The organism is Bacillus sp. SIMBA_005, assembly GCF_046535585.1.
In the GTDB taxonomy this organism is placed as follows: Bacteria; Bacillota; Bacilli; order Bacillales; family Bacillaceae; genus Bacillus; species Bacillus pumilus.
The window spans coordinates 439,463-452,170 of the sequence record NZ_JAWRWI010000002.1; the positions used below are offsets into that span (position 1 = coordinate 439,463).

Consider the following 12,708-nt stretch of genomic DNA (forward strand, 5'->3'; position numbering starts at 1 on the left):
TTCCAGTCATAGATCGTCTATATAGATGTAACGTCTTCTTCTTATGGAGCCGGGCCCTACCTAGGTCCGGCTTCTCCCTTTTTATGCCTTCTTTTCATAAGAAAAACGCACCTGCGATTGCAGATGCGTTTGGAAGTGGCTCGGGACGGAATCGAACCGCCGACACACGGATTTTCAGTCCGTTGCTCTACCAACTGAGCTACCGAGCCATCATCAAAAAGATGAATAAATATAAATGGCGGTCCGGACGGGACTCGAACCCGCGACCTCCTGCGTGACAGGCAGGCATTCTAACCAACTGAACTACCGGACCTCAGTAACTTGCCCGAAAAAGCAATCGTGGTGCTCTTCCAAGCAAGTGAGGAAAAATTAGCTTAACGCTAAAGTAAATCAATGACCCGTACGGGATTCGAACCCGTGTTACCGCCGTGAAAGGGCGGTGTCTTAACCGCTTGACCAACGGGCCAATACATGGTGAGCCATGAAGGACTCGAACCTTCGACCCTCTGATTAAAAGTCAGATGCTCTACCAACTGAGCTAATGGCTCTCGGTTTGTGAAAAGTAATTCTGAAGAAGTTGTATTGCGTCAAACCAATCGCTTTAAAAAAGCTGGAACATCGCATCCTAACAAGTTTCAGAGACCTTTGCAACAACGAGATTTATAATATCATAGAGTAATTACATATGGCAATACGTTTTTCGACATTTTTTTAAAAAAAGTGTCGGATTTGAAATCTCCTGCCAAATCCCTTCTGTTTGCAACCGCCTTCATTTTCACTGCCTCTTTTCATGACCTCTGCCTATTCAAGCACATAGAAACGTTTTAGATCGCCCGAAATTGGTTATACATGAAACAAGTGACATTGTGATTGAAAAAGGAGGAAGCAGTATGAGTTCATTCAAATTAGGAGATAAAATGCCCAATTTTTCACTCCCAACCATTCAGGGCGAACATATTGATTTTCACAAACATTTAGAGGAGCATCAAAGCTGGCACCTCATCGTCTTCTTTAGAGGCTCATGGTGCCCGGTATGTGTAGAAGAATTGAAAGAGCTTGAACAGCAGCAATCATACTTTCAAGACAAGGATATCCACTTAATGGCGATTTCAACGGATCATTCTGATGACTTGAAGGAATTTGCGGATAAAGAAGGACTATCCTTCCCAATCATGTCTGACAAGGACCTCACTTCAATAAAAGCATATGAAGTCCACTATCACGGAGAAGATGCTCCTTATGAAGATCACGGAGTACACGGGGAACCTGCCTATTTCTTACTAAACGAAAAGGGCCAAGTTCTCTATCAGCAAAGACAAACAAGTCCGTTTGGCAGACCGCATGCCAACGAACTGCGCAAAATCATTCAGTACATCCGCAAAAACTTAAAAGGTCAATACAAAAGCGTGAAATAAGAAAAAAGCCCTCAAGACGAGGGCTTTTTTTATGAATTCCTTTTATGATATAACCGGTCTGCGGCAAAAAACACAAGAAGACCCGACATGAGAATGACAAAGGTGACGGGCGGTTTATCATCCTGGACATAAGAGTACAGCGCATGTCCTCCTAATGCGAGAAGATAAAAAATAAATGCCGCCACTGCTGCTTTATGTGCATTCGCTTGTTCTCTTTGCGTACTTTTTTTGAAAAACATTGTAACGATTCCCCTTTATACTGCTTTCTTCATCGTCACCCGGCGAAGTGCCCGCGAACGAATATATTCCATTGGACCAATACTCCAAACCTTTAGACAAAATGCTGATATGGCGATTTGCAGAAGAGAAATAAGCAGCCATGCCAATACGATAAGAGGGGCGTTGATTTGCCCGCCAAGACCCAATCCCCAGCTATAAAAAAGAACCGAGCAGATGACATTTTGCAGGATGTAACAGCTAAGCGCCATTTTCCCTACATATTCGAACCAATTCCACATGAACCATGACTCTGTGTGAGCCAAGAGCTTCGCAATAACAGCGATATAGAAAAGAGAAAGGAATGGCGAAAACGCATAGCGAACCACGAATTCCACTAGTTCATTCGGAACGAAGACAAGTGCATTCAGCGGCAACCCCAACCATAGACCGATTCGAAATAATCTTTTCCGTAGAGACTGCCCGCATTCATTTGCATAAAATACACCGGCTCTCATCATCCGCACACCTAATAAAAACAAAAATGTGTTCATAGGAATGATAAAGATCGCTTCCACCCGGTACATGAAAAAGTGTTGTAATCGTTCTTGAACTTGCGAGATCCATGTCTCTGGCAGCTGCTCTTCCAGCGCAGGTTCACTACCTTGATCATACGATGCTGTTTCCATTTCAGAGAGGGCGAACACCATCAGACAGGACAGAACAAGCAGATGAATGACTCCTGAGAAGATCATGCCTCTTTTCATACGTTTGCTCCCTCCTCGCACAATAAATGCCACAAGCAAACCCGTGACAGCGTAACTCATGAGCACATCGTATTCCATCACTAGAGCAAAATGGACAAAGCCTTCAATAAATAAGAATAAAAGAATCCACAAATATGTACCCGGCCAAGGCGTATTTTTTCTTTTCGCCTGCTGATATTTCAGCTCTAGTCCTACACCAAACATAATCGTGAGCAGCGATAGCATTTTCCCATAGACGAACATGGAAACAAGGCTTTCTAGAAAACTGCCATTCTCATATTCATCTGCAATCTGATCTGTCGCAAAGGTATCCCCTGCATACGCAAAAAACCAGACGTTCGTTCCCAATGTGCCTAATATGGCGAAACCTCTTAAAATATCTAATAATCTTATTCTTTCTTTCACTAGAACGCTCCTTCCCCCTATACAGTTATCATATTTTGGTAATAGTCGGAAGCCTGTTCTACTGAAATTAAGAAATATTTAAACAAAAAAACACCAGTAAAATGTGCAATTTTACTGGTGTTTGATCAGTCTATGATTATGGACGGTACACGCTGCGGACAACGTTCGTTTGGGAACGATCTGGTCCGACTGAGAAAATGGAAAGTGGAATACCTGTTAATTGTGAAATACGCTCTAAATAATGACGGGCATTTTCAGGCAGTTCACTTAAATTCTTCACGCCTGTAATATCCTCTGTCCATCCTGGCATTTCTTCGTAGACAGGCTCACATTTCGCTAGTTCCTTTAGACTTGCTGGGAATTCTTCTGTGATTTCTCCGTTCAATTTATAAGCGACACAGATTTTCAATGTTTCAATCCCTGTCAATACATCAATTGAGTTAAGAGATAGATCTGTAATCCCGCTCACACGGCGAGCATGGCGGACAACCACACTGTCAAACCAGCCAACACGGCGCGGGCGTCCAGTTGTTGTACCGTATTCACGGCCAACCTCACGGATTTGATCACCAATCTCATCATGGAGTTCTGTCGGGAATGGGCCATCTCCAACACGTGTTGTGTACGCTTTTGACACGCCGACCACATGTTGAATCTTTGTTGGTCCTACACCAGAACCAATCGTCACTCCCCCAGCCACTGGGTTAGATGACGTAACAAATGGATATGTCCCTTGATCGATATCAAGCATAACACCTTGTGCTCCTTCAAATAGCACGCGGCGGCCTTCATCTAGTGCGTCATTCAAGACAACAGATGTGTCCACGACATATTTTTTCACTTGCTGGCCATATTCATAATACTCGTCTAAAATATCTTCAATCTTGAAGCCTTCTGCGTCGTACATTTTCTCTAAAAGACGATTTTTCTCTTCTAGATTACGCGCAAGCTTCTCTTCAAATACTTCACGATCTAATAGATCTGCGACACGGATACCGATACGAGCTGCTTTGTCCATATAAGCTGGTCCGATTCCTTTTTTCGTCGTACCGATCTTGTTAGCCCCTTTCCGCTCTTCTTCTACCTCGTCCAATTTTAAATGGTAAGGTAAAATCACATGGGCTCTATTGCTGATTCTGAGGTTATCTGTACTCACATTCCGTTCGTGAAGATACGCAAGCTCAGTGACCAACGCTTTAGGATCAACCACCATTCCATTACCGATGACACAAGTTTTCTCTTTATAAAAAATACCGGACGGAATGAGGTGTAGCTTGTAAGTCACTCCATCAAATTTGATCGTGTGACCTGCATTGTTTCCCCCTTGATAACGGGCAATCACCTCTGCATTTTCTGAAAGGAAATCGGTAATTTTCCCTTTCCCTTCGTCACCCCACTGCGTACCTACTACGACTACTGAAGACATATCGTGCACCTCCGTTAACCTTTCAAAACGTTATCTCTTTCAAACACATTTATTTTATCAATGCAAAACGAAAAAGTCAACGTGAAATCCGAACATTAATATCTCGAAATCAAATTTTGTTCGTTTTAAATATGAGAAAAAGCGCTTTACTCACTTCTTCAGCGCTTAAAAAGGGAGATTTTGAGTAAAACCAACGTTTTTGATTGTTCTCACTTTCTATTGATTTTCAATTAAATGAATCATCGAGCTTGCCATAAAATCAGGTGAGTACGGTCGCCCTGTCCTCAGCCACCATTCAGCTGTTCCAACGTAAGCAGAAATAACGAATTGCTTCTGCATGTCGATAGGAACGAGATGCGGATCGGGCTTTGAGCCTGCAACCCCCTCTACCCCCAAAGAAAAGCTTTCTTCAAAAAAAGCACGAACCGTTTCATGAATATTGAGCTCTCTCCCTCGTTTCAAGAGAATTTGATACTCCTCTTCATGTTCCTGCAAATGCTGATAAAATCGAAAAATATATACATATGCCGCATGCTCTTTTTCCAAATCATCTTCTTGTACAGGCGCAAAAATGGCACATTTCATCACATCAAACATCTCATCCATCACCTGCTGGGCAAGATCAAATTTATCCTCATAATGTTGATAAAAGGTCGTGCGGTGGATACCTGCCACTTTTGTCAAATCCTGTACAGAAATCTTCCCCCATTCTTTCTCACTTAATAACTGAAATAATGCTTTTCTTAATTGCTGCTTTGATTCCGTTGCGCGCTTATCCCCTCTGTAGCAGTCCGCCACAAGCCGCTCTCCCCTTCCTATTTTCTTCAACAGATTTCGCTTTTCTGTTGGTTGAATCCTCCAGGCTGATGAATTAACTTTAATCTAACACAATGAAAAAAAGGAATCATCTGACAACCTATAAGGAGTGATGATCATGGAAACAACAACCCCAAGTGCCGTGCAAAAAACGTTATTAAGAGGAAAGAACAAGCAGGACCCGTATCACCCATTTGATTGGTATGCCAACATGCGCCAGACATCACCTGTTCATTTTGACGAAGCCAGCCGAACGTGGAGCGTATTCACCTATGAGGAAGCAAAGCGTGTGACAATCGATAAAGATACCTTTTCGAGTCAGCCTCCTAAAAACCAACGGAAGCATTCACTGATGAAAACAATGGTGATGATGGACCCTCCCAATCACACTCGCATCCGCTCCATTGTCAGCAAAGCCTTTACCCCTCGAGTCATGAAATTGTGGGAGCCTCGTATTCAAGAATTAATGGATGAACTCATGGCACAAATAGAAGGAAAAAAAGAGATAGACCTAGTGCAAGACATCTCTTATCCACTTCCTGTCATTGTCATTGCAGAGCTTTTAGGTGTGCCATCAGAGCATAAACAATCCTTTAAAGAATGGTCAGATATTCTCGTCAGCATGCCTAAAAGCGAAAACGAGGAAGATGTAGCTGAATGGCAGAAAACACGTGACAAAGGAGAAGCTGACATGATGGCGTTTTTTGCAGACACCATTGAAAAGAAACGTCACAATCTCGGTGATGATTTGATTTCCCTCATCATTCAAGCGGAGGAGAATGGAGAAAAACTGTCAGCGGATGAACTAATACCATTCTGTAATCTTCTTCTTTTAGCAGGCAACGAAACAACCACCAACTTGATCTCCAATATGATTTTCAGCTTGTTAGAACAGCCGGGTGCGTATGAAGCGCTCGCCCAATCACCTGAACTCATCCCACGTGCGGTGGAAGAGGCCGTCCGTTTTCGTGCACCAGCTCCTGCGATCGTCCGCTATGTCACAAAAGACACAGAGCTTGGAGGGAAAGTGTTGAAAAAGGGAGACAATGTGATTGTGTTTCTTGCTTCTGCCAACCGAGATGAGCGTCAATTTTCAAACGCACATGAATATGATATACACCGCCACCCTAATCCTCATATTGGTTTCGGGCACGGTATCCATTTCTGTCTTGGCGCACCACTGGCACGTCTTGAAGCATGTACAGCTATAAAGTTTTTAATAGAACGATATGAGGCGCTAGAGCTCCTCTCTTACGTTCCGATGACAAGCAGCAGCATGTATGGACTGAAAGAGCTGAAACTGCGTGTCACACCTCGTTCATAACAGAAAAGACTCCCGGGCATGGGAGTCTTTTTTTTAAACGGGGGTGATTCCATCTGTGTTCATGAGCACAATGCGATACCCATCTGGATCTTCAATGGTTGCTCCTCCCCGTTCCCAATATGGATTTGTAGAGGTGACTTGCCGTCCGCCAAATGAGAGCAATCTCTCTTTCATTTGCCTGAATTCCTCAGCATCTGGAATATAGAACACAAGAAGCTGTTCTGGATGCGGGGCGAGCAGGCTTTCTTCTTCTTCATGCTTCGTGATTTCTAAATGAACATGCTGATGAGGAAGCCCCAGCATGACTCCATCATATCCTTCATGCTGATCAAACGAACCTATTCGTTTGAGTCCTAAGCCTTCTTCATAAAAGGACACAACCTCTTCCATGTTGACTGTTGGGCGTGCGATGCGTAATTGAGCGGCTTCGAACTGTTGAAATTTCATCAGTCATCACTCCTTTTCTCCTTTTAGTATACGATTTCTCTCTCTTTCTCTCCTCCTCATTTCGATCGTTTTTCAATCATTCTTTCGATGTAGATTGATCAAAAAAAGCCCAGCTTCTTGAGCTGGGCTTTAAGCACCGGGCGGAACACCCGCATCGTCAAATCTTCTTTCCAGGTTGACGAATTTGTTATATTCTTTGACGAACGCCAGTGATACTGTACCAACTGGGCCGTTACGCTGTTTGGCAATGATGATTTCAATAATGTTCTTATTCTCTGATTCTTTGTCATAGTAATCATCACGATAAAGGAATGCCACGATATCGGCATCCTGCTCGATACTTCCTGATTCACGAATATCTGACATCATCGGGCGTTTGTCCTGACGCTGCTCTACTCCACGTGAAAGCTGAGACAAAGCAATAACTGGAACTTCAAGCTCCCTTGCCAGCGATTTCAATGCCCGAGAGATTTCAGACACCTCTTGCTGACGGTTATCGCTTGATCGTCCGCTCCCTTGAATGAGCTGTAAGTAGTCAATCAGAATCATGCCAAGACCGTTTTCTTGCTTCAAACGGCGGCATTTTGAGCGAATTTCACTTACTCTAATTCCTGGTGTATCATCAATGAAAATCCCACTATTTGATAGCGAGCCCATCGCCATTGTCAGCTTGCCCCAGTCCTCTTCTGTCAGATTACCGGTTCTTAGGTTCTGTGCATTGATATTCCCTTCTGCACAAAGCATACGCATCACTAGCTGCTCAGCTCCCATCTCTAAACTAAAGATGGCGACACTTTCGTCCGTTTTGGTCGCAACATTCTGTGCGATGTTCAATGCGAAAGCCGTTTTCCCTACTGATGGACGAGCCGCGACAATGATTAAGTCATTTCGCTGGAATCCAGCTGTCATCCGGTCAAGCTCTGAGAAACCTGTTGGAATCCCTGTGATATCGCCTTTTCGGTTATGAAGCTGTTCAATATTATCATATGTCTGAACAAGCACGTCCTTAATGTTTTGGAAGGCTCCTGAGTTTTTACGCTGCGCCACTTCCATAATGGTCTTTTCAGCATCACTCAACAGATCCTCTACTTCATCCTCACGCGTGTACCCATCCTGTGCAATGGTTGTCGCCGTGCGGATCAGACGTCTTAAAATTGATTTCTCTTCTACAATTTTTGCATAGTATTCAATGTTTGCGGCAGTTGGGACAGAGTTCGCAATATCGGTTAAATACGAAATCCCGCCTACCTCTTCTAGTAAATCTGTATTGGCCAGTTCAGAAGTCACCGTAACAAGATCGACCGGTTCCCCTCTATCACCAAGTACAAGCATCGCATTGTAAATCTTTTGATGCGACATTCTATAGAAATCCTCTGGAATTAATACCTCAGAAGCGAGCGTGAGCGCAGATGGTTCTAAAAAAACAGCACCTAATACGGCCTGCTCGGCTTCTATATTTTGCGGCGGCAGCCGGTCATCGAGAAGTTCCGTCATGCCAAGCACCGTCCTTTCATAAAAAAATACGCTACTCATCATTTTAACATTTTCATCAATAAAAAAGTGAAAAACATCGACTATAGTCAAAATTACCATGAGGATGTTTCGTTGAACAGCCAACTAACGCATTTCAATAGAAAAGACTCTGTAACATAAGTTGTTATAGAGTCCTTCATTACCGCTAATGGGATTTGTATCTGTTGCCGTTCACATGTTATTAATCTATCGTTTTCTTCACTCCATAATTTTCTTTTTGTCCAATGTCATGCAAAGACCCGTTTTGATAACCAATTGATAACACCAAATCGGGAATAGAATCAAACCCGTTTTTCGCTAGATCAAACAGCTGTGCTCCGTAATGTGAAGCGGCAATTCGTGCATGTTCTGCTGTGTATGGATTTTTCAGGAGATCTTCTTTGTATATATCAAAAATATTCGTTCCTTTATCCGTTACAAATTGACCATTTACAATGCTTAAATCCTTTAAATTGTAGCCTGTCACCGTTTTGATTTGATTCACAAGATGGAACTTTGCAAGAGAATCAGGCGTGAATTGAGTAGAATCATCATTTCTACTTTTCATAATATGGAAAAACAATTCTCTTGTATTGTTGCTTGTATTTAATAGGTCTTCTATTTGTTTGGTTAGCGATTCGTCTGTTGATCCACTCACCACTAATTTGAAATGATTTGGGTCAATGGTAAAAGTTAAATTTGTGTTTTTAGGAATGGTTATACCGTTTTTAGAGAATAAATCTTGCAATTGTTCGTTGACCTTTTGTCGATTGAATATTTTCTTTTCTACGCTTTCTTGAGTAGGATCGTACCGTTTTTCGTTACGGAAGATGGCGTCATTAAAGTCATATTGCCCTCCCTTATTATTCCTTGCCCAACTCATTTCCATAGTGTACGCAGCTTCTCTTTCAGACTTGGTTAGATCACTTCTGAAATAAGAGGAGTATGGATTTCTATACTTATTATATATGTGGTCTTGAGGATCATTGAATCTTTTATTTTGTTCATTAATTTTTTGATATTTCTCATCAAGTATCTTCATTCGTTTATCTGCTTCGGTCATCGTCTCGTTTGTGCTTTTAATAGTCGATTGGTTTTTAGAATCTGTTTCTTTATGAGTGTTTGAAGTAGTTGCCCTGTATGACGTATTAATATTCATTTTGATTCTCCTTTTTGAAAAATTAGTGATTATTAAATATATCGGCAATTCAGTTAAAATTTGTTAGTTTTGATCCGATATAGTAATTATTACAAGGAGGGTTAAAATATGACAAATACTATCTTCAAACGTTTTTTATTACCTGCATTATTATTAGTGCTTGTTACTAGTTTTTTTGCACCTAATTCAGCAGAAGCAGCAATTACGGGGAATAACAGTCCTAACACAGCAAGCTTAATGGGATATTGGAAATATAGTCGTCCAGATACGACAATCTTACCTGAAGGTGAAAATGAAGCTTATTATCAGTTCACCATCAATAAGGGTGAAAGGGTTTATGTGCGAAGCTCATATGATAAGAATTATACAGGTATGAAAATAGAAGTGTATAATTCAAAACAATCTATGACAGGGTCCGAGGTTATAAATCCTGATTCAATTACACCATTTATTTTTGCTAATACTGGTGACGTTACTTCTACTTCAGAAACTTATTTTGTAAAAGTGACCCGTGGTACATATACAGGGAATATGTACTTTACTGTTTCCATTCAAGATCGAATTAAATCTGGAAATGGGACATTCAACTTTACGGGGGCCGCTACCAACTTGGGGAATACTTCTTTGAATTTTTTAGGAGTTGATTCTTCTGTCATTACAATGGATTTAACTAATCATACGGCTATTCCCCGAAGTGCAATCGTTAAATCAATTTCAACAACGAGTACACAATCGCCTAACCAAGGAAATGTTACTCACAAGCTGATGGCTGATGAAAACAAGATTTGGAACGAATCCATTTTTTCATCTGCAACAAGTGGTTCTTACCGTATTTCTCTTGAAGATCAATTAAAAGTCGCGCAAAAATGGAGCTTTAAGTACAACGCAAAGGCTACAGCGAGATCTACTATGAGCAATGTCAAAGCCGATATCCGTTACGAATATGATGTCACAGATGGATTCTAATTGAATGGTGTTTACAGAATTAAAAAGTAAGGGCACATCCCTTACTTTTTTTAATTGTTATCATTCGCCACTCTTAAAAAAACTGTGCATACTATTGAATCAGTTTTGAGATATGAGGTCACCTACTTTTAGCGAAATCCTCCTCAATGTCCCTAAAAATACAAATGAGTCTATAGACTTATTTTTCCTCAAAATCATTTCAAGAAGAAAAACCCATATTTATTCCTGTATCAAACAGAAAAAAATGGTAAAAATCCTGAGGCAGTCAAGGTCTTTTGACATTTCTCCTATTTTTAAATGGCAAGGTCCGATATTCCCTATTTCAAATCATTTGTTAGTGAGTTAGTCCTTTATTTTCTGAATATTAGAATAAAAAAACCAAGTACACAACTTGATGAACATTTGACTTCATAATTGATAACCATTATCATTTGTTTTGCTTGCGGATAGTTGAGAATCATTTTCATTTGGAGGAGTCATTCTTCAAGTTCTACACTCATCCAATAGCTACAAGCCCGCTTTTATCATCGTATGAGAGTCGAATTTGAGGAAGGAGATTTGTCACATATGTCCAAACGCCCTGAAGGAATGGGTACTGAGGATTCATTTTTCGGAGAAAGCCGTCCTTTTTTTATACCTGGGACGGAGCAACTAGATATCACAGCACACCCATACAGACTTTTTATATTTAAACCGAATACTACTCCTCCAGCGGCTGGTTTTCCAGTCATGTACGTGCTTGATGGGAATTCACTTTTTGGCACAATGGTCGAAGCCATTCGTTTACAGTCAAGAAGACCTGAAAAAACAGGTGTCGTACCTGCCATCATTGTTGGAATTGGCTATCAGACAGAAGCGCCCTATCATCCGCTCAGGCATTATGATCTCACTCTTACCAGCCCTGACGCTTCCATCGGGGGCAAAAGAAAAGACTTCTCCATCCATACATATGGCGGGGCCTCTGCTTTCTTTTCTTTTTTAGAAAAGACTGTGAAGCCTTATATCGAGCAACGCTTTCCGATCAATTTAAGTCGTCAAACACTGTTTGGGCATTCTCTTGGCGGTCTTTTTGTATTACACACACTATTTGAGCACCCTGATGCTTATCAGACATATATTGCAGGCAGTCCTTCTATCCACTGGAACAAAAAATTATTTCTAGAAAAAGAACACCAATTTACCAACCGCATACGTCAGGTGCCTATGAATGTCAGGCTGCTTGTAGGTGTAGGTGAGTTAGAAAAACATCATCCATGTCAAATGAATGCTCATGCAAAGTCACTAGCAAATCGGATGCTGCCTTTATCCTCATATGGCTTACATACGGCCTATCACGAGTTCCCTGAAGAAGGGCATACGTCCGTTTTACCGGTGCTGATGAATTACGCTTTTCGTTTTGCGCTTTATCATGATGATCTTTTAACAACCACAGACATGAAAGAAAGGTAGTGAACGTATGAAACATAGTGGTCTATCTCAAAAGATTGCCCTTGTCACAGGCGCAGGGCAAGGTATCGGACAAGCAGTCGCAAAAAGACTAGCCGATGAAGGTGCGATCATTGCAGCAGTTGACGCAAATGAAGATCAGCTTCAAAGCACCGTCCATCAAATGAATGATGAAGGCTTACGTGCCTTTGCCTATCCAGGTGACATTACCGATCAAGCATCTGTTCAGCACATTGTCAATCAAATTGAAAAACAGCTTGGACCCATTTATTTACTAGTCAATGTAGCAGGCATTCTTCGAATCAGTTCTATTGACCAGCTTAGTGCAGAGGACTGGCAACAAACCTTCGCAGTCAACACACATGGTGTCTTTTATGTGTCACAAGCTGTCTCCAAATACATGATGAAAAGATCAGCAGGGGTCATTGTGACCGTCAGCTCTAACGCAGGTGCCATTCCTAGAATGAATATGGCTGCCTATGCCGCTTCAAAGGCAGCAGCTACTTCCTTTACAAAAACGCTTGGATTGGAGCTGGCAGACTATGGAATCAGATGCAATGTTGTCTCTCCTGGCTCTACCGCAACACCTATGCAATGGGCTTTATGGTCTGATGAACAAGGAGCAGACCATGTGATCAAAGGGTCATTAGAGACGTATAAAACCGGTATTCCATTACAAAAAATCGCTGATCCTCAAAACATCGCTGATGCAGTCATCTTCTTTGCGTCTGAACAATCCAGTCATATTACGATGCAGAATCTCACGATTGATGGTGGCGCAACACTCGGAATCTAGCATTTCATCAAAA

12 protein-coding genes and 4 tRNA genes are annotated in these 12,708 nt (G+C 41.6%); 5 read left to right on the top strand and 11 right to left on the bottom strand.

Annotated features, from left to right (window positions below; translation table 11 throughout):
• Window positions 1-136: 136 nt before the first annotated feature.
• From SB660_RS04865 to SB660_RS04880, 4 genes are all read right to left on the bottom strand, one after another.
• Window positions 137-209 (bottom strand) — tRNA-Phe (locus SB660_RS04865).
• Window positions 210-236: 27 nt separating this feature from the next.
• Window positions 237-313: transfer RNA gene (locus SB660_RS04870), tRNA-Asp, on the bottom strand.
• A gap of 81 nt (window positions 314-394) precedes the next feature.
• A tRNA-Glu gene (locus SB660_RS04875) sits at window positions 395-466 on the bottom strand.
• A gap of 6 nt (window positions 467-472) precedes the next feature.
• Window positions 473-548 (bottom strand) — tRNA-Lys (locus SB660_RS04880).
• Between the two features lie 342 nt (window positions 549-890).
• On the opposite strand from SB660_RS04880, the gene SB660_RS04885 reads away from it, so the two are divergent.
• Complete coding sequence (locus SB660_RS04885; protein WP_058013220.1) at window positions 891-1,415, top strand: peroxiredoxin family protein; 525 nt, start codon at window positions 891-893, stop codon at window positions 1,413-1,415.
• A gap of 29 nt (window positions 1,416-1,444) precedes the next feature.
• On the opposite strand, the gene SB660_RS04890 is transcribed toward SB660_RS04885, so the two are convergent.
• From SB660_RS04890 to SB660_RS04905, 4 genes are all read right to left on the bottom strand, one after another.
• Complete coding sequence (locus SB660_RS04890) at window positions 1,445-1,654, bottom strand: hypothetical protein (RefSeq protein WP_058013219.1); 210 nt, start codon at window positions 1,652-1,654, stop codon at window positions 1,445-1,447.
• Window positions 1,655-1,669: 15 nt separating this feature from the next.
• Entirely contained in the window at window positions 1,670-2,803 is a 1,134-nt protein-coding gene (locus SB660_RS04895) for a DUF418 domain-containing protein (RefSeq protein WP_323639894.1), read from the bottom strand.
• Between the two features lie 136 nt (window positions 2,804-2,939).
• Window positions 2,940-4,229: an adenylosuccinate synthase gene (locus SB660_RS04900; protein ID WP_180309763.1), complete on the bottom strand. Its 1,290-nt coding sequence runs from the start codon at window positions 4,227-4,229 to the stop codon at window positions 2,940-2,942.
• Window positions 4,230-4,445: 216 nt separating this feature from the next.
• Window positions 4,446-5,027: a TetR/AcrR family transcriptional regulator gene (locus SB660_RS04905; RefSeq protein ID WP_216889562.1), complete on the bottom strand. Its 582-nt coding sequence runs from the start codon at window positions 5,025-5,027 to the stop codon at window positions 4,446-4,448.
• Between the two features lie 136 nt (window positions 5,028-5,163).
• Between SB660_RS04905 and SB660_RS04910 the strand changes: the two genes are divergently transcribed.
• Complete coding sequence (locus SB660_RS04910) at window positions 5,164-6,369, top strand: cytochrome P450 (RefSeq protein WP_410581589.1); 1,206 nt, start codon at window positions 5,164-5,166, stop codon at window positions 6,367-6,369.
• 33 nt (window positions 6,370-6,402) lie between these two features.
• On the opposite strand, the gene SB660_RS04915 is transcribed toward SB660_RS04910, so the two are convergent.
• The 3 genes from SB660_RS04915 to SB660_RS04925 all read right to left on the bottom strand — a co-directional run bounded on the left by SB660_RS04915 (window position 6,403) and on the right by SB660_RS04925 (window position 9,487).
• Window positions 6,403-6,816: a VOC family protein gene (locus SB660_RS04915; protein ID WP_268497270.1), complete on the bottom strand. Its 414-nt coding sequence runs from the start codon at window positions 6,814-6,816 to the stop codon at window positions 6,403-6,405.
• Between the two features lie 129 nt (window positions 6,817-6,945).
• Window positions 6,946-8,310, bottom strand: a complete 1,365-nt coding sequence (gene dnaB, locus SB660_RS04920) for a replicative DNA helicase (protein ID WP_003214779.1) — start codon at window positions 8,308-8,310, stop codon at window positions 6,946-6,948.
• A gap of 220 nt (window positions 8,311-8,530) precedes the next feature.
• On the bottom strand, window positions 8,531-9,487 hold the full coding sequence (locus SB660_RS04925; RefSeq protein ID WP_410581592.1) for a DUF4885 family protein: 957 nt from the start codon (window positions 9,485-9,487) through the stop codon (window positions 8,531-8,533).
• A gap of 108 nt (window positions 9,488-9,595) precedes the next feature.
• On the opposite strand from SB660_RS04925, the gene SB660_RS04930 reads away from it, so the two are divergent.
• The 3 genes from SB660_RS04930 to SB660_RS04940 all read left to right on the top strand — a co-directional run bounded on the left by SB660_RS04930 (window position 9,596) and on the right by SB660_RS04940 (window position 12,695).
• Window positions 9,596-10,453 (top strand): hypothetical protein, encoded by an 858-nt coding sequence (locus SB660_RS04930; protein ID WP_410581594.1) that lies wholly within the window; start codon window positions 9,596-9,598, stop codon window positions 10,451-10,453.
• A 567-nt stretch (window positions 10,454-11,020) separates the two neighbouring features.
• Complete coding sequence (locus tag SB660_RS04935) at window positions 11,021-11,902, top strand: alpha/beta hydrolase (protein WP_212046518.1); 882 nt, start codon at window positions 11,021-11,023, stop codon at window positions 11,900-11,902.
• A 7-nt stretch (window positions 11,903-11,909) separates the two neighbouring features.
• A complete protein-coding gene (locus tag SB660_RS04940) occupies window positions 11,910-12,695 on the top strand; it encodes a 2,3-dihydro-2,3-dihydroxybenzoate dehydrogenase (RefSeq protein ID WP_169056102.1) in 786 nt (261 codons plus the stop codon).
• Window positions 12,696-12,708 lie beyond the last annotated feature (13 nt).

Bases quoted from the DNA above. Each gene is read 5' to 3' on its own strand.
- SB660_RS04885 (WP_058013220.1), top strand. From the start codon at position 891: ATGAGTTCATTCAAATTAGGAGATAAAATGCCCAATTTTTCACTCCCA.
- SB660_RS04890 (WP_058013219.1), bottom strand. From the start codon at position 1,654: ATGTTTTTCAAAAAAAGTACGCAAAGAGAACAAGCGAATGCACATAAA.
- SB660_RS04900 (WP_180309763.1), bottom strand. From the start codon at position 4,229: ATGTCTTCAGTAGTCGTAGTAGGTACGCAGTGGGGTGACGAAGGGAAA.
- SB660_RS04910 (WP_410581589.1), top strand. From the start codon at position 5,164: ATGGAAACAACAACCCCAAGTGCCGTGCAAAAAACGTTATTAAGAGGA.
- SB660_RS04915 (WP_268497270.1), bottom strand. From the start codon at position 6,816: ATGAAATTTCAACAGTTCGAAGCCGCTCAATTACGCATCGCACGCCCA.
- dnaB (WP_003214779.1), bottom strand. From the start codon at position 8,310: ATGACGGAACTTCTCGATGACCGGCTGCCGCCGCAAAATATAGAAGCC.
- SB660_RS04925 (WP_410581592.1), bottom strand. From the start codon at position 9,487: ATGAATATTAATACGTCATACAGGGCAACTACTTCAAACACTCATAAA.
- SB660_RS04930 (WP_410581594.1), top strand. From the start codon at position 9,596: ATGACAAATACTATCTTCAAACGTTTTTTATTACCTGCATTATTATTA.
- SB660_RS04935 (WP_212046518.1), top strand. From the start codon at position 11,021: ATGTCCAAACGCCCTGAAGGAATGGGTACTGAGGATTCATTTTTCGGA.
- SB660_RS04940 (WP_169056102.1), top strand. From the start codon at position 11,910: ATGAAACATAGTGGTCTATCTCAAAAGATTGCCCTTGTCACAGGCGCA.